Source organism: Aquitalea pelogenes, from assembly GCF_041914625.1.
In the GTDB taxonomy this organism is placed as follows: domain Bacteria; phylum Pseudomonadota; class Gammaproteobacteria; order Burkholderiales; family Chromobacteriaceae; genus Aquitalea; species Aquitalea pelogenes.
Genome location: NZ_JAYSDA010000017.1, coordinates 20,332 through 36,317 on the forward strand (window position 1 = coordinate 20,332; position 15,986 = coordinate 36,317).

At 60.8% G+C, this 15,986-nt stretch carries 14 protein-coding genes; 2 read left to right on the forward strand and 12 right to left on the reverse strand.

Annotated features, from left to right (window positions below):
• Window positions 1-56: 56 nt before the first annotated feature.
• Window positions 57-386, forward strand: a complete 330-nt coding sequence (locus ACE3SE_RS13805) for a DUF2322 family protein (protein WP_374556077.1) — start codon at window positions 57-59, stop codon at window positions 384-386.
• An 84-nt stretch (window positions 387-470) separates the two neighbouring features.
• Here ACE3SE_RS13805 and ACE3SE_RS13810 read toward each other — a convergent pair whose 3' ends face one another.
• The 12 genes from ACE3SE_RS13810 to ACE3SE_RS13865 all read right to left on the reverse strand — a co-directional run bounded on the left by ACE3SE_RS13810 (window position 471) and on the right by ACE3SE_RS13865 (window position 12,225).
• A complete protein-coding gene (locus ACE3SE_RS13810) occupies window positions 471-1,715 on the reverse strand; it encodes an aromatic amino acid transport family protein (protein WP_374556079.1) in 1,245 nt (414 codons plus the stop codon).
• Between the two features lie 71 nt (window positions 1,716-1,786).
• Window positions 1,787-2,158, reverse strand: coding sequence for a nuclear transport factor 2 family protein (locus tag ACE3SE_RS13815; RefSeq protein WP_062788203.1), 372 nt, complete (start codon window positions 2,156-2,158; stop codon window positions 1,787-1,789).
• A gap of 18 nt (window positions 2,159-2,176) precedes the next feature.
• Window positions 2,177-3,622, reverse strand: a complete 1,446-nt coding sequence (locus tag ACE3SE_RS13820) for an FAD-dependent oxidoreductase (RefSeq protein WP_374556081.1) — start codon at window positions 3,620-3,622, stop codon at window positions 2,177-2,179.
• A 281-nt stretch (window positions 3,623-3,903) separates the two neighbouring features.
• The gene (gene rplI, locus ACE3SE_RS13825; protein WP_045847268.1) at window positions 3,904-4,353 is read right to left on the reverse strand and encodes a 50S ribosomal protein L9; all 450 of its coding nucleotides are present in this window, start codon (window positions 4,351-4,353) and stop codon (window positions 3,904-3,906) included.
• 18 nt (window positions 4,354-4,371) lie between these two features.
• Complete coding sequence (gene rpsR, locus ACE3SE_RS13830; protein ID WP_011137185.1) at window positions 4,372-4,599, reverse strand: 30S ribosomal protein S18; 228 nt, start codon at window positions 4,597-4,599, stop codon at window positions 4,372-4,374.
• A gap of 5 nt (window positions 4,600-4,604) precedes the next feature.
• Entirely contained in the window at window positions 4,605-4,904 is a 300-nt protein-coding gene (priB, locus tag ACE3SE_RS13835; RefSeq protein ID WP_045847267.1) for a primosomal replication protein N, read from the reverse strand.
• Window positions 4,905-4,922: 18 nt separating this feature from the next.
• Window positions 4,923-5,297, reverse strand: coding sequence for a 30S ribosomal protein S6 (rpsF, locus tag ACE3SE_RS13840; RefSeq protein WP_045847266.1), 375 nt, complete (start codon window positions 5,295-5,297; stop codon window positions 4,923-4,925).
• Between the two features lie 154 nt (window positions 5,298-5,451).
• A complete protein-coding gene (locus tag ACE3SE_RS13845; RefSeq protein WP_374556086.1) occupies window positions 5,452-5,727 on the reverse strand; it encodes a hypothetical protein in 276 nt (91 codons plus the stop codon).
• A gap of 96 nt (window positions 5,728-5,823) precedes the next feature.
• Window positions 5,824-6,150: a metal-sensitive transcriptional regulator gene (locus ACE3SE_RS13850; protein WP_045847264.1), complete on the reverse strand. Its 327-nt coding sequence runs from the start codon at window positions 6,148-6,150 to the stop codon at window positions 5,824-5,826.
• 77 nt (window positions 6,151-6,227) lie between these two features.
• Window positions 6,228-7,724, reverse strand: coding sequence for a multicopper oxidase family protein (locus ACE3SE_RS13855; protein WP_374556088.1), 1,497 nt, complete (start codon window positions 7,722-7,724; stop codon window positions 6,228-6,230).
• Between the two features lie 376 nt (window positions 7,725-8,100).
• Entirely contained in the window at window positions 8,101-8,856 is a 756-nt protein-coding gene (rlmB, locus tag ACE3SE_RS13860) for a 23S rRNA (guanosine(2251)-2'-O)-methyltransferase RlmB (RefSeq protein ID WP_374556090.1), read from the reverse strand.
• Between the two features lie 84 nt (window positions 8,857-8,940).
• Complete coding sequence (locus ACE3SE_RS13865) at window positions 8,941-12,225, reverse strand: sensor domain-containing protein (RefSeq protein WP_374556092.1); 3,285 nt, start codon at window positions 12,223-12,225, stop codon at window positions 8,941-8,943.
• 185 nt (window positions 12,226-12,410) lie between these two features.
• Between ACE3SE_RS13865 and mfd the strand changes: the two genes are divergently transcribed.
• Window positions 12,411-15,812, forward strand: a complete 3,402-nt coding sequence (mfd, locus tag ACE3SE_RS13870; protein WP_374556094.1) for a transcription-repair coupling factor — start codon at window positions 12,411-12,413, stop codon at window positions 15,810-15,812.
• Window positions 15,813-15,986: the final 174 nt, after the last annotated feature.

Here is a 15,986-nt window from a genome sequence, read left to right on the forward strand (position 1 = left end):
CTAGCATCAGCTGACTGAACCCGACAACTCTTTATTACAAGCAGGAAATCCACCGCATGACCACCACCTTCAAGGATATTCTGGAAGCCTTGCCAACCACCGATGGCATCGCCGCCATCGTGCTGCTGGATGCTGCCGGCGAAACCCTCACCCGTCTGGAAAACAAGCCGGGCACTGCCGGTTCGGTACGGGTTTACCATGCCCTCATCAAGAAGCACAGCCATATCAACCGTGCAGCTGCCCTGGAAGGCTTGCAGCTGTATGCAGAACATACTGCCGATGCGCGCCTGTATCCGGGCAAGCATCCGAATATCGACCGCCTGCTGGCCATTGCCGAAGACGGCGCACCTGGCCTGCGTGCCCGCATCGTGCTGGAAAACGACTAGCCACCAGCCTGCGCCTGACCGACCCGGCCTGTGCCAGGTCGGTCAACACTCACTTGTGCAGGCAGGAGCAGGCGTTTCAGCTTGCTACCAGCTTTCCGGTAGCACCCCAAACAGCGATACCACCGCATACACTCCGCTGAGGAAGAAGGTGGCGACAATCAGCCACTGCACACCGCGGTGGGCATACCAGCCACAGACGAACTCGCTGTCAACATCGCCCCGACGCCGTGCGGCATTCAGCAGCAGAACCGGGATGATGCCCATCAGCACGCCACCAAATGTGCCGGCGAAGTACAGCGCATTAACGAAGCTGGCAATACCCGAATACGCCAGCAGGAAAGGCGGCAGTGCAACCACAACAAGCACCAGCAGGCGTTTGCCTTTTTGCTGTTCGCTTCCCAGGCGGAAGTGGTCGAAGATATTGGTGAACAGGCAGCCACCCAGCCCCCAGTAGGAAGTCAGCATGGCCAGCAAGGCAAAGATGTTGGCGGTGTAATAAGCCCATTGCCCCAGCGCCCTGCCCCAGCTTAGCGTGGCCACCTGAGTCAGGTTGTCGCTGCCGACCAGGGCAATCACCGAAGCCGGAATCAGCGCGACAAAGACAAAGGTCAGCGCCATGCCCGCCATGATGAGCCCCGGCAGCTTGCGCGGTGCCGTCAGATTACCGCGCACCAGCTCTGGCACCAGAAACTGCGCGCCGAACACAAATACCGCCAGATTGAACACCGGCACCACATACTGCCAGTGACTGAGCCACAGATTGCTCAACTGCGCATCCTGACTGGCAATCGACGCCAAAATCAGTGCCAGGATGATGACAATCATGCTGATGCTGATCAGCTTGTTACCCGCCCCCAGCACTTTCAGGCCTAGATACAGCACGGCTACCGACGGCACGATGAACAGGATGCTACCCAGCTCCCTGCTCATGCCATATGCGCCGAGCAAATCCAGCATGATGCTGCCACTGCCTGCCATATAGGCCGTCAACGCACCAAAGCTGTTCGCAGCCACCGCCAGAAACAACAGCCAGCCGCCCACTCCGCCCAGATAACGGCGAGCCAGGCCACTGAGCTGATGATTGCCACGGGTGCGCAGCGCCACCTCCGTCAGGTAGAGCATGGTGATGGTGCACAGCACACAGGTGAGTGCCAGGCACAGCAACAGCGGGACATAACCGGTCTTGCGTGCGGCAAAAGCCATGCCCAGTACGCCCGCCCCGATATTGGTGCCAAAAATGATGCCTATGGTTTCCAGCCTGCTGATGGGCTGCACCAGCAGGCCAGAGTCTGCATGGGACGGCTCTGCCGCCAGTTCAGTTGAATGCATGAAAGCTCCGTGGAAGTGCAAGAATCAGCCGGTCAGCGTGGCAACCACACTGACGCGGCTGGCGACAGGTTTCACTGCGGATGGGAATACAGCTTGAACGCGATACGCCAACGTCCCTGGCGCTTGAACAGCGAGACGTAATCGGTGAAAACCTTCCCGGCCAAAGGCGTTTGCAGCTCCGCCATGGCGGCATTGCCGCACAGACGGATTTCGCCGATCTGCAGGCCATAGGGCTCACCCTGGGCATGCGGCGAAACTCGGGTTTGCAGCAGATTGCGGTATTGCGTCTGGTCCAGCCGCGATTCGTTACCGTCAACATCGCCAAGCAAGATGGCATCGGGACGGAATGCTTCTTCCAGTTTTTCCGGCCGGCCGTAATACAAGGCGTGGTAATAGGCAGTGAGTGCCTGGCGGATCTGTTCGATATCCGATGAGCAAGACATGCGGTTCTCCAGATGGGTCTAGCGGGATTGGGATTGGGATTGGGTATTCTTGGTTGGCGACAGGCCGGCGGGAGCCAGCTTGCTCAATTGCTGCATCAACCAGGATGGCTGACGGTTTTCGTCGGCAGCCAGATCGACCTGCCCCACCGCATGGCGCACCAGACGGCCACCGATATAGCGTATGGGTTCGGGAGGAAAGTCGCGTTGCAGGCCTTGCACCAGGCCACAGCGCGCCCATTCGTTATCCTGTCCGAGTGCCAGCGCCGCCAGGATGCGGCCACCCAGCATGGAGGGGCCAACGCCATTGCCGGAGTAGCCAATGGCATAGAAGACATTTGCTTGCTGCGGCAGCGCACCGAAATGCGGCAAGCCGTTATGGGTACGGTCGATGGGGCCGGTCCAGTTGCTGACAACATCGGCGGCCTGCACTCCCGGATAGGCACGGCGCAAATGGGCAGCCACCGTGTCGGCGATGCCGGATGGCCCGTCCAGCTTGTCGGCCAGCCGGCTGCCGTATACCAGTTGTTCGCTGCCACCACCTTTGCCAAAAACAATGCAGCCATCGGGCGTAGTGCGGTAGTAATGCACCAGCATGCGGCTATCGGAGATGGTCATGCCATTGGTCCAGCCGATAGACTCCAGCAAGTCAGGCAAGGGACGCGTCATCACCACATCGCTGGATACCACGACAAAGGCCTTGCGGATGTCGGCAAACTGCGCAGCCCAGGCATTCATGGCCAGAATCACCTTGCCGGCACGCACGCTGCCCTGTGGACATTGCACCCGTGCCGGGGAGCCTGCTTCCAGCCGCTGCATCGGGGTGGACTCATACACCTTGACTCCAAGCTGGAGGGCATGGCGCAGCAGGCCACGCGCCAGCATGGCCGGCTGAATGGAGGCTGACACCGGCTCGAACACGCCATCCAGATGCAGGGCAGAACCAGCAAGCTGCGCCGCTTGTCCCGCAGCCAGACGCAGGAAGGGAGATTGCCCCAGGCGCTCCAGCTGGCTGGCTGTACCCTCCCAACTACCTAGCTGGGCGGTGGTGGTGGCAGCCCACAGCCAGCCATCCAGCCGCAGCTGGGCATCAATGCCATGCTGCTGGCAAAAGGCCTCCAGCTCGAAAATGGCCTGTGATGACAGCTGGCACAGGCGCAGGGCTTCGGCCTCGCCGCACATCTTGGCCAGCGACTGGTATTTGGCCCACAGGCTGAGCACAAAGCCGCCATTACGGCCACTGGCACCACTGCCACACATCCGCGCTTCGACAATCACTACCTCGGTTTCCGGGCTGGCTTCCTTGATACGGATGGCACTCCACAGACCGGTAAATCCACCGCCGACAATGCAGACATCGGCATTGACATGCTGCGTCAAGGGAGTGGGAACGAGCGGATTTTCCTGTGCCAGCGCGGCGCTCAGCCAGCTACTGAACTGACTGCATCGGGTAATGACAGATGACATGCGGCAATGCTCCTCGACTGCAAATACGGGGCCGTAGCGTGCCGCACAGCCAGTGCATGCTCGGCCCGGAGATGGACAGCAGGGAGCTTATTTGAAAAGACCAGTCAAATTGATGGGAAAAAACTGAAACAGCAAATGGAAAGCAGACGGAAGCAAACCTCATGCTTCTTGATCCTGACGGTGCCTATCGGGCTTGGGATGGCGCAGGTAAAACCGTCAGCCCATGAAAAAAGCCCGCAAAAGCGGGCTTTTTTCTTGCAGCACAATTCCGGATAAGGGAATCAGGCTTGGCCGACCACAACAACCTTGATCGGAGCAACCACGTCGTGGTGCAGGGCGATTTCGATGTCGTACTCACCGATGGCCTTGAACGGGCCGTTCGGCAGGCGAACTTCGAAACGCTTGATTTCCACGCCGAATGCGGTCACGGCTTCAGCCACGTCCACATTGGTCACGGAACCGAACAGACGGCCATCAACACCGGCTTTTTGCGCGATGGTGATAACAGCTTCAGCCAGCTTTTCAGCACGAACCTTGGCATCGGCCAGGATTTCAGCTTGCTTGGCTTCCAGTTCGGCGCGACGCGCTTCGAACTCTTTCAGGTTGTTTTCGGTAGCGCGCTTGGCTTTGCCTTGCGGGATCAGGAAGTTACGGGCGTAACCGTTCTTAACCTTTACCACGTCACCCAGTTGACCCAGGTTGGCAACTTTTTCGAGCAGAATGATTTGCATCTTAAGTCCTTTCCCGGCTTAGTGTTGATCGGTGTAAGGCAGGAAAGCCAGGAAGCGAGCACGCTTGATAGCAGTGGTCAGCTGACGCTGGTAGCGAGCCTTGGTACCGGTAATGCGAGCCGGGATGATTTTGCCGTTTTCGGCGATGAAGTCTTTCAGGAGATCAACGGATTTGTAGTCGATTTCCTTGATGCCTTCTGCCGTGAAGCGGCAGAACTTCTTGCGCTTGAAGAGTTGACGAGCCATTTTGACTAACCTTTTACAAATTCAACATATTCGATATTGAGTACCAACCGCGGATTCCTCAGACTGCGCTGGGACAGAAAGCCGGTAAGCGTTACCGTGTTTCCTGCCAGTTTGCCGGCAATACGCCGGGCGTCTTCACCAATCAGCACGGCCTGGATTTCACAGGCCACATCCCGTTCGAACCCGCCAGCAGTCTGTCTTGACTGGTGCCGGACCCACATTTCCACTACCGGAATACCGGCAGGGGTGTAACGCAGGTCTTCTTCGCGTTCGACCGTCGCGGTCAATACCAGACGGTTCTGCAAGTCCTTCACTCCTGCCTATCAGGCAGCAGCTTCGGCCTCGGCTGCCGGCTGGGAATCCAGCAGGTTCTTAGCCTTTTCGTCCTTCATCATCGGGGACGCTTCGGTAATGGCGCGGTCCAGCTTGATGGTCAGGTGACGCAGAACAGCGTCGTTGAACTTGAAGGCGTGCTCGATCTCGGCCAGGGTTTCGGACTGGCACTCAACGTTCATCAGAACGTAGTGGGCTTTGTGCAGCTTCTGGATCGGGTAAGCCAGTTGACGACGGCCCCAGTCTTCCAGACGGTGGATCTTGCCTTCAGCGGCCAGAACCATGCCCTTGTAGCGCTCGATCATGGCCGGAACCTGTTCGCTCTGGTCCGGATGGACGATGAACACGATTTCGTAATGACGCATGTTAACTCCTTATGGCTATTTAGCTTTTTGCCATGCGGTTGCAAAAAGCAAGGTAGTGAAACCGCAGCATTCTACGCACTTAATCAGGCCGGGGCAAACTAAATCGGCTGTATGCCTGGGCCGGATGACAAGCAGCGCAGTCAAAGCGCAACAACTACAGGCGCTTGTTGCGGTGAATATCGCTGACGAGGCCCTGATGCAGGGTGATCACCGTGGTATAGGGCAGGTCGATGTCGCCCAGCCAGAACAGCTCGGTATCGCCACTGCCTGCCGGGTCCGGACGGGTGTAGTCGGGCTTGCCCGCCAGTTGCGCCAGCTCGCTGGCCGGCATGCCGCGGTGCAGGCGCATGAATTGTTCGAACGGGAGCGGATCGGCCATCAGCCAGGGGGACAACAGCAGGCCAGCCAGCGCTGGCAGAAGGGTTTTCATGGCGGTGGGTTTCCATGGGCAGGTGGGGAAACCCGAGTATTCCACAAGGCGGAGCAATCGTTGATGAAGCCTGCCTTGATTGGGGCGTTCCGCGCCCTAACGCACCTTTTTCACCACATCGATCAGCTCGGTCACCATGCCGGTTGCATCGCCTTGTTGCAATGCGCGGCTGACACAACCCTTCATGTGGTTTTCCAGCAACTGCATGGCCACGGCGTCCAGTGCCGATTTGACTGCCGCCACCTGGGTCAGCACGTCCACGCAGTAACGGTCGGATTCCACCATGCCGCTGATGCCGCGTACCTGCCCTTCAATTCTGGCCAGCCGCTTGAGCAGGGCCGCCTTGTTGGGCTGGGTCACACTCTTGCCACTGGATTCCGGCTGCCCATGGCAGCAGTCGTCGTTTTTGGGGGCAAGGCTCATGCAGACTCCGCATTCTGGATTGAAAACAGGGCTGCCAGTGTAACACCGGCAGCCCTGCGCTGTTGTGCCTGGCTGCTTTATGTCCGGACATCCAGCATGGCCATCATGCCGGCATCCTCATGCTCCAGAATATGGCAGTGGAACATGCGCAGGCCGGGCATGGTCTGCACAAAGCGCAAGCGCACGGTTTCACCAGCCGGAATATTCACCACATCACGCCAGGCCAGGAAGGGTTCGGTTTGCCATACGCCGTCATCGGTGCGGGCAATCACCTGGAACTGGGTGCCATGGATGTGGAAGGGGTGGTCCATGTGCGCCTGACTGACGATGTCCCATTCTTCGATCTGGCCGACCTTGCCGGTGAAATCCACCCGGTTCATGTCGAATTTCTTGCCGTTGATCAGGAACATCGCCGCCGGGTTGGCCATGTTCTCGCTGAAGTTGACCACCCGCTTTACCGCAGGCTCGCCCAGCGCAGTGATATCGCGAAGTTTGTCCGGCAGCGTGGCGGTGACCTTGCTGCCTGCCTGGCGGATGGTGGCAAGGGTGAGGGTTTCGCTCTGCTCCGGGCTCATGGCCTTGCCGCGGTTGTAAGGCAAAGACTGCAAGGCGGATGGCTGGCCTGTAGCAAAGCGTCCGGTCACGACGATTTCCGCCCGCTCGCCGGGCGACAGCAGCAGGGTATCGATGTGGCGCGGTGCGCCGATCAGGCCGCCATCAGTACCCACCAGCTGTGCTTCGTGTGCGGGCAAGGCCAGCTTGAGGATGCGGGCACTGCTGGCATTCCAGATGCGCCAGCGCTGCCGCTCGCCCTGAGCCAGCGCAATGACCGGCTGCCAGCCGCCATTGACCAGCACGAACTGGCCTTCGCGGCCATCATGCCGGTCGGCAGCGCTGCTATCCGCAATCTGGCCATGGGCATCCAGCTTCAGGTCGGACAGCACCAGCCACTGCTCCGGCAGATGCGCCAGCGGGTCGTTGCGGCTTTTCACCACGAATACGCCGGCCAGCCCCATATAAGCCTGCTGCGCGGTATGGCCATGTGGATGCGGGTGATACCAGTAGCTGGCTGCGCTGCCCGGCGGCAAACGGAAGCGGTAGGCATGCTGCTGCCCCGGCAGAACCGGGTTGTGCGGATTGCCGTCCTGCTCTGCCGGCACCGGCATGCCATGCCAATGAATGGTGCTGGGCTGCTGCAGCTTATTGGCAAAAGCAATGTCCACTTCGTCCCCTTCCCAGGCCACGATGGCCGGGCCGGGAATCTGGCCGTTATACGCCCAGAAAGTAGTGGCGGGCTTGCCCGGCAACAGCGGCAGGCTGACCGGCGCGGCCTGCAACTGGCCGACAAACTGGCCGCTCCCCCCCTGATTGGCCAGCATGGACAGCGCAGGCAGGGGCAGGCCGCGCGGCAGGCCCAGACTCTCCGCGGCAGGCATGCTGGCACTTGCGCCGTGGTCCATGGCTGCGTGATCCATGCCCGGCATGTCGGCCATGCCTTCTGCCCTGCTCTTGCTTGCCAGCACCGGCATCAGCACCAACGCGCTGCTCCATTGCAGGAAATGTCTTCTGTCCATGTCTTCACTCCGTCAGTGGGGGCTTCAGCGTGGCAGGCATCATCCGGCCAACTCATCACGCATCTCAAATACCCCCCAAGGGTATAAAACCAGTAGAGCAGAGTATAGCCAGCCTGGTTCCGCAAGTGATCCACGCGATGACAAAAAACTGTCCTGCATCAAAAAAAACGACATGCCGTGGCATGGGCAGGCTGCCGACAAAGCCATCTGGTGCGATTGCACCGGACGCGGCAAAGCAGGGCCCTCCAACTCACTACCTGATTGCGCAGCCTTGCCATCCCTTCCCCCTCGCACTTTCATTACCGCACGTGTGAGGGGGCCAATAAACAGAAACCCCATGCCGTGGCATGGGGTTTCGAGGTGGGGTGCCGTGGGTTCAGCGGGCTTTTTCGGCGGCCAGCACACGCTGGCGGCGGCTTTCGGCCAGCACCATGCCGGAGGACACCGACACATTGAGGCTTTCCACCGTGCCACACATCGGAATGGACACCAGCACGTCGCAGTGCTCGCGCGTCAGGCGGCGCATGCCCTCGCCTTCCGAGCCCATCACCCAGGCCAGCGGACCAGCGGCATCCACATGGAACAGGTCGGTATCGGCGTCCATGGTGGTGCCGGCAATCCACACCCCGGCGTCTTTCAGGTCGCGCAGGGTGCGTGCCAGATTGGTGACGGTGATGTAGGGGATGACTTCTGCGGCACCGCAGGCCACTTTGGATACGGTGGCATTCAGCCCGGCCGAGCGGTCCTTGGGGGCAATCACCGCATGGGCACCCATGGCGTCGGCCACGCGCAGGCAGGCGCCCAGGTTATGCGGGTCGGTCACGCCGTCCAGAATCAGCAGCAGCGGCGGTTCGTTGAGGTTTTCCAGCACGTCGTCCAGGTCGACATGGTTGCGGCTGGCGTCAATCATCGCCACCACGCCCTGATGGCGGGCATTGCCGCTCATGCTGTCCAGCCTGGCCTTGTCGACAATGTGCAGCTTGATGCTTTCTGTTGCGGCCTTGTCCAGCACGGCCTTGGCACGCTCATCGTGGCGGCCGCCAGCCAGCCAGATTTCGATCAGGCTTTTCGGGTTCTGCCACAAGCGGGCGTTGATGGCATGAAAGCCGTGAATGAGTCGCTTGTTGCTCATGCGCTTGAAGCCTTGTAAACGGGAATGGGCGCTATTGTAGCTGCAAAGGGCGGCGCTTGCTGCCAAACCGCTGCCCGTTGCCCATCACAGACCGCCCTGCCAGTCGGCCAGTACGGCCAGACGGGCCGACTTGGCCAGTTGCTCGGCCAGTTGCGGAAACTCCGTCGCCGGAACCGGCTTGCCAAAGTGATAGCCCTGCAACAGGGTGCAGCCTTTCAGCTCCAGGAAGTCTGCCTGGGCGGCATTTTCCACCCCTTCGGCCACCACCTTGAACTTGAGCTTCTTGGCCATGGCCAGGATGGCTTCGGCAATAGCGGCATTGTCTTCGTCACCCGGCAGGCCATCCACAAAGGAGCGGTCGATTTTCAGCGTATCCAGCGGGAAGCGCTTGAGATGGGACAGCGAGGAATAACCGGTGCCAAAGTCGTCAATCGACAGCCACACGCCCAGTGCTTTCAGTTCGGCCAGCTGGTGCACGGCTTCCACCGGGTTCTGCATGATCATGCTTTCGGTGATTTCCAGTTCCAGCCGGCTGGCATCCAGCCCGGTGGTTTGCAAGGCTCGCGCCACATTGTCCACCAGCGTGGTCTGTTCGAACTGACGCGCCGACAGGTTGACCGCCACGCGCGGCACAAACAGCCCGGCATCGTCCCAGGCCTTGATCTGGCGGCAGGCTTCCTGCAGCACCCAGTCGCCAATCGGCTTGATCAGGCCGGTTTCTTCGGCCAGCGGAATGAAGCGCAGCGGTGGAATCAGCCCCAGTTGCGGGTGACGCCAGCGGATCAGCACTTCCACCCCGGACATGTCGCGGCTGGCGGCATTGAGTTGCGGCTGGTAGTGCAGTTCGAATTCGCCCCGCTCCAGCGCCTGGCGCATGCCGTTTTCCAGCAGCAGGCGCTCGAAGGTCTGGGTATTCATCTCTGCGTCAAAGAACTGGTAGGTGTTCTTGCCGGCGTCCTTGGCGCGGTACATGGCGACATCCGCGTTTTTCAGCAGGCTGCGTGCATCGGTGCCGTCATTGGGGAACACGCTGATGCCGATGCTGCCGGTGACAAACACTTCGTGTTCTTCCAGTCGCAAACCACGGCCCAGCACGGTGAGGATGTCCTCGGCCAGCGCCGCCAGTTCGGCCTGATCGGCAAATTCGGTCAGCAGCAGGGTGAATTCGTCGCCACCTTGCCGCGCCAGCAGGCCGCGCTCGCCCACCGAATTGGACAGCCGAATGGCAATTTCGCGCAGCAGTTCATCACCGGACTGGTGACCGAAGGAGTCGTTGATCAGCTTGAAACGGTCCAGGTCGATGAACATCACCGCCAGCGGGGTCGGCTCGCCGCTCATGTCGACAATGGCCTGTTCCAGCCGGCTGATCAGGCTGCTGCGGTTGGGCAGGCGGGTGAGCGGGTCGTGATTGGCCAGAAACTGCAGGCGCTCTTCAGCCTGCTTGCGCACGGTGATGTCGGAAAACACCGCCACGTAGTTGCTGAGGAAGCCGCCGTCATCGCGCACCAGCGAAATGGACAGTTCAGCCGGATACCAGTCGCCATTCTTGCGCCGGTCGCGCATTTCGCCCTGCCAGTGGCCGTGCTGCGCCAGCGCCTCCAGCATTTGCTGGCTGACTGCGTCGTCATTTTCACTGAAGATGCGCGACAGCTTGCCCAGCGCCTCGCTCTCCTGATAGCCGGTAATGCGGGTAAAGGCGTGATTGACGGCGATGATGCGGGTATCCGCGTCCAGAATCAGGATGCCTTCCGCCGAATTTTCGAACACCTTGCCCGCCAGCTTCAGATTGGTATCGGCGGCAATGCGGTCTGAAATGTCCACCACCACGCCAATCAGCGCGGGCTTGCCGTCGTACTCCACCAGACGGCTGTGCACTTCCAGATCCACCAGATGGCCATCGCGACTGATGGCGCGGGTGGTGTAATGCATCACCTGGATATTGTCGCGCAGGCGGCGCTTGATCTGCAGCCGGATGCGGCCGGCCTCGCTGGGCGGCAGCAGGCTTTCCAGCGGCATGTCCTGCATGTCTTCCGGACGATAGCCGACAATATCCGCCAGCTTGGGGTTGACGTACACCAGCCGCTCGTCCTGCAGGATGTAGATGCCGACCAGGGTTTGTTCCACCAGCGCCCAGTATTTTTCCTCGGCTTCTTTCTTGGCTTTTTGCTCTTCGCGGGTACGGGTGATGTCGGTATCCACGCTGCCTACCCCGGCCGGGCGGCCCTGGCTGTCGAACAGCGGAAACTTGGTCACCAGCATGGTGAAGGTGCTGCCGCCGGTAGTGAAGCTTTCTTCAAACTGGCGCGGCTCCAGGCAATTGAGTACCACTTCGTCCTGCTGCTGGATGCGCCGGGCATCTTCAGGAGCAAAATAATCGCTCACCAGGCGGCCTACCATGGCGTACTCGGTAACGCCCAGCATGCGGCTGTAAGCGCGGTTGGCCAGCAGGAAGCGGCCATCCAGCCCCTTGAGCGACATCATGTTGGGGCTGTTGTTGACCAGCGACTCCACCCGCGAGCGGAATTCGTTCAGCTCGTCTTCCTTGCGGCGGTGCACATCACTCAGCGTTGCCACCAGCAAGGAAGCCACGATGAAAGTGAGGCACAGCGCCGTTTCGGTCATCAGCTCGGTACTGCCGGCATACAGGTAAAGACCAGGGAAAAAACCGGGCAGGGACAACAACAGACACAGCAGGGCACCGGACAGGCATGCACCCAACAAGCGGCCGCGGAAGGAGGCCCAGATCATCAGGGGAAAAAACAGTACCGGGCGCGGTATGGGCAAGTCCTGTGCATTGCTTACCATGGAAGCCCATACAGCCAGCATCACCAGCAAGATCACCAGCAACTCCAGCAACCGACGCCGGTCGGGCAGGCTGCTCAGTCGCAACAGCGGCAGGCAGGAGGTCATGGCCAGCATGCAGCAGGCACCGGCCTGCGCCATCCATTGCAATACCTCGGGCAAACTGCCATGCCAGAAGGAATAGACGCCGAGCAAGGCGATGGGCGGAGCGGTGAAATAGGCACACACTTCCAGCAGGTTCAGCAACAGGCGGGAGATGGCCGAACCATCGGTTGAAGTGGCCGGTGACGCACGCAACAAATGTGCGCCCGGCAACAGCAGCAGCAAGGACAGGCTAAGGGCGGTCGCCCATGGCCATGGCAAATACTGGCCGGTCAGCAGCAGGGCTGCCGGCGGCCAGAACCACACCCGGCGCAAGCCGCGCCATAGCAGGCAGCCGGCAAACAGGCCGTGTGGCAGGAAACCGTACAAAGGAATCTCACCCAGGGCGCTCCTGGGCCATAGCAACAAGCTGGCGGCAAACACGGCAAAAGCCAGCCAGCCGGCAAACATCCCCTTAGTTTTCACTCTCCCAATCCTTTACAGCCACAGTCCGTCCATGCCCGGCAATGCCGGGCGGTGATTATTGGTATGAGGTACGGATATGTGGCGGGTCGCGGGCCTTGTAGCCTCTTGTAAATGGATGGCAAACACACCCATGGCGTGAAATGCCCGCTGGTATAATACTCGCAGATCCACGAATGTGAAGAAGAATGTTGGACACACTGCCTCGCATTGCCCCCGCCGGTCAGAAGACCCGCTGCCCTGCCCTGCCCGATGGCCTGGATGCTGCCGTACTGGCAGGCCTGGCTAAGGCCGGCCACACCCTGCTGGTGCTGACTGCCGATGCCCAGTCCGCACAACGGCTGAAGGCCGAGTTGCCCTGGTTTGCCCCCGACATCAAGGCGGCCTTGCTGCCTGACTGGGAGACGCTGCCTTACGACCATTTCTCGCCGCACGGCGAGCTGGTGAGCGAGCGGCTGGCCACCTTGTGGCAAATCCACCGCGGCGAATGCCAGGTGGTGATTGCACCGGTCAGCACCGCCATGACACGGCTCTCGCCGGTCAGCTACCTGCTGGGCCGCACCTTCTTGTTGCAAAGCAAGCAACAACTGGATGTGGAGCAACTGCGCGCCGACATGGTGATGGCAGGCTACAGCCACGTCACGCAGGTGATGGCACCGGGCGAGTTTTCCATTCGTGGCGGCCTGGTGGACCTGTTCCCCATGGGCAGCACCCTGCCCTACCGCATCGACCTGTTCGACAAGGAAATCGACAGCCTGCGCACCTTCGACCCGGACAGCCAGCGCACGCTGTACCCGGTGCCGGAAATCCGCATGCTGCCGGCGCGCGAATATCCGGCGGATGAAAGCGGCGTCACCGCCTTCCGCCAGCATTATCGCGAGCGCATGGAAGGCGACCCGTCCAAGAGCCGCATCTATAAAGACGTCTCGGCCAATCTGTTCCCTGCCGGTATCGAGTACTACCTGCCGCTGTTCTTTGACGAAACCGCCACCCTGTTCGACTACGTGGGCGAATCCGCCCTGGTGGTGCTGCACCGCGACGTGGCCGGTGCCGCCGACACCTTCTGGAAGGACGTACAGAACCGCTACCACATGGCACAGGGCGACCCGGAACGACCGGTACTGCCGCCTGCCGATGTGTTCTTGCGTCAGGACGAATTCCTTGGTCGCATCAAGCCTTATTCGCGCATTGAAATCCCGGCTGCAGGCGAAGCGGATGCCGCCAGCCTCACCCTGCCCGACCTCGCGGTGGAGCGCCGCGCCGACAACCCGCTGCACAAGCTGGCGCATTATCTGCAGACCAGCGGCCAGCGCGTGCTGCTGACGGCAGAAAGCCTGGGGCGGCGCGAAACCATGGTGCAGTTCCTGCAGGAACACGGCATCAAGCCACAGCTGATCGACAACTGGCAGGAGTTTGCCAACGGCAACATGCCGCTGGCGCTGGTGGTGGCCCCGCTGTATTCCGGCTTTGCCCAGCAACAACCGCCGCTGTCCATCATCACCGAGAGCGAGCTGTACCAGCATATTGCGCGCAGCCACACTCGCCGCCGCCATGTGAAGATGAGCTCGGACTCCATGCTGCGCGATCTGGCCGAGGTGAAATCCGGCGACCCGGTGGTGCACGAGCAGCACGGCATCGGCCGCTATATCGGTCTGGTGTCGATGGATCTGGGCGAAGGCGAAACCGAGCTGATGCAGCTGGAGTACGCCGACAACGCCACGCTATACGTGCCGGTCAGCCAGCTGCACCTGATTTCGCGCTATGCCGGAGGCCCGTCCGAACAGGCCCCGCTGCACAAGCTGGGCAACCCGGCCTGGGAAAAGGCCAAGAAGAAAGCCGCCGAAAAAGCACGCGATACCGCCGCCGAGCTGCTTAACCTCTACGCCCAGCGCGCCGCGCGCGAAGGCCACAGTTTCACCCTGTCCCACCACGATTACGACGCCTTTGCCGCCGGTTTCGGTTTTGAAGAAACCATAGACCAGGCCAATGCCATCGAAGCCGTGATCCACGATATGTGCAGCGGCAAGCCGATGGACCGTCTGGTGTGCGGCGATGTGGGCTTCGGCAAGACCGAAGTCGCGCTGCGTGCCGCTTTTGTCGCGGTGATGGGCGGCAAGCAGGTGGCGCTGCTGGTGCCCACCACCTTGCTGGCCGAGCAGCATTTCCAGAACTTCTCCGACCGCTTCAACGACTGGCCGGTGAAGATTGCCGAGCTGTCGCGCTTTCGCAGCGCCAAGGAAAGCAAGGCCGCGCTGGCGGGCCTGGCCGAGGGCACGGTGGACATCGTCATCGGCACCCACAAGCTGGTGCAGCCGGATGTACAGTTCAAGAACCTGGGGCTGGTGATCATCGACGAAGAGCACCGCTTTGGCGTGCGCCAGAAGGAACAGCTCAAGCGCCTGCGCGCCAATGTGGACGTGCTCACCCTCACCGCCACGCCGATTCCGCGCACCCTGTCGATGGCGCTGGAAGGACTGCGCGACTTCTCGGTCATCGCCACTGCGCCCAACCGCCGCCTGGCCGTGAAAACCTTTATCAGCCCGGCCAGCAATGGCGTGATCCGCGAGGCCATCCTGCGTGAACTCAAGCGTGGCGGTCAGGTGTTCTTCCTGCACAACGAGGTGGACACCATTGCCAACATGCAGGAAAAACTGGCCGAACTGGTGCCGGAAGCCCGCATCGGCGTGGCCCACGGCCAGTTGCGCGAACGCGAGCTGGAGCAGGTAATGCGCGACTTCCTGCAACAGCGTTTCAATGTGCTGCTGTGCTCCACCATCATCGAAACCGGCATCGACATTCCCAATGCCAACACCATCCTGATCAACCGCGCCGACAAGTTCGGCCTGGCCCAGCTGCACCAGCTGCGTGGCCGGGTGGGCCGCAGCCATCATCAGGCCTATGCCTATCTGCTGACCCCGGACGGCATGACCAAGGACGCCGGCAAGCGGCTGGAAGCCATCCAGCTATCCGGCGAACTGGGGGCCGGTTTCTATCTGGCGATGCACGATATGGAAATCCGTGGCGCGGGTGAGGTACTGGGCGAAGGCCAGTCGGGCGAAATGCAGGAAGTGGGTTTCTCGCTGTTTACAGAGATGCTCAAACAAGCCGTGCGCGACCTGAAAAAAGGCCGCGAGCCGGACCTGGATGCACCGCTGGGTGTCACCACCGAAATCAATCTGCACAGCCCGGCGCTGCTGCCGGATGCCTACTGCCCGGACGTGCATGAACGGCTGGTGCTGTACAAGCGCCTGGCCACCTGCGAAACCGAGCAGGACATCGATGCCATCCACGAAGAACTGATCGACCGCTTCGGCCTGCCGCCGCAAACGGTGAAAACGCTGATCGAAAGCCACCGCCTGCGCCTGCTGGCCAAGCCGCTGGGCGTGGCCAAGCTGGACGCCAGCGAAGTGGCCATCCAGTTGCAGTTCATCAAGAACCCGCCGATCGACCCGATGAAGATCATCCAGCTGATCCAGAGCAAGAAGAACTACAAGCTGGCCGGGCAGGACAAGCTGCGGGTGGAGTCGAAGATAGAAGAAGTGGGCCTGCGCGTGGTGCGGGTGAAGGAGCTGCTGAAAGAACTGGGCTAGGTTCGGCCAGATCTGGCTCCACAACGCCTGCCGCCCGGTGCCGCAGGCGTTTTTTCTGTTTCCTGCATTGCCATATCGCAAAACAGGGAGGAAACAGGCTGGTCGCTCTTGTGGTGGCAGGGCTACACTGACAGTGCAACACGCAGTCTTCCTCATCCTTACAACAACAGGAAA

Bases quoted from the DNA above. Each gene is read 5' to 3' on its own strand.
- ACE3SE_RS13855 (WP_374556088.1), bottom strand. From the start codon at position 7,724: ATGGACAGAAGACATTTCCTGCAATGGAGCAGCGCGTTGGTGCTGATG.
- ACE3SE_RS13805 (WP_374556077.1), top strand. From the start codon at position 57: ATGACCACCACCTTCAAGGATATTCTGGAAGCCTTGCCAACCACCGAT.
- ACE3SE_RS13845 (WP_374556086.1), bottom strand. From the start codon at position 5,727: ATGAAAACCCTTCTGCCAGCGCTGGCTGGCCTGCTGTTGTCCCCCTGG.
- rlmB (WP_374556090.1), bottom strand. From the start codon at position 8,856: ATGAGCAACAAGCGACTCATTCACGGCTTTCATGCCATCAACGCCCGC.
- mfd (WP_374556094.1), top strand. From the start codon at position 12,411: ATGTTGGACACACTGCCTCGCATTGCCCCCGCCGGTCAGAAGACCCGC.
- ACE3SE_RS13820 (WP_374556081.1), bottom strand. From the start codon at position 3,622: ATGTCATCTGTCATTACCCGATGCAGTCAGTTCAGTAGCTGGCTGAGC.
- ACE3SE_RS13815 (WP_062788203.1), bottom strand. From the start codon at position 2,158: ATGTCTTGCTCATCGGATATCGAACAGATCCGCCAGGCACTCACTGCC.
- rplI (WP_045847268.1), bottom strand. From the start codon at position 4,353: ATGCAAATCATTCTGCTCGAAAAAGTTGCCAACCTGGGTCAACTGGGT.
- rpsF (WP_045847266.1), bottom strand. From the start codon at position 5,297: ATGCGTCATTACGAAATCGTGTTCATCGTCCATCCGGACCAGAGCGAA.
- rpsR (WP_011137185.1), bottom strand. From the start codon at position 4,599: ATGGCTCGTCAACTCTTCAAGCGCAAGAAGTTCTGCCGCTTCACGGCA.
- ACE3SE_RS13850 (WP_045847264.1), bottom strand. From the start codon at position 6,150: ATGAGCCTTGCCCCCAAAAACGACGACTGCTGCCATGGGCAGCCGGAA.
- ACE3SE_RS13810 (WP_374556079.1), bottom strand. From the start codon at position 1,715: ATGCATTCAACTGAACTGGCGGCAGAGCCGTCCCATGCAGACTCTGGC.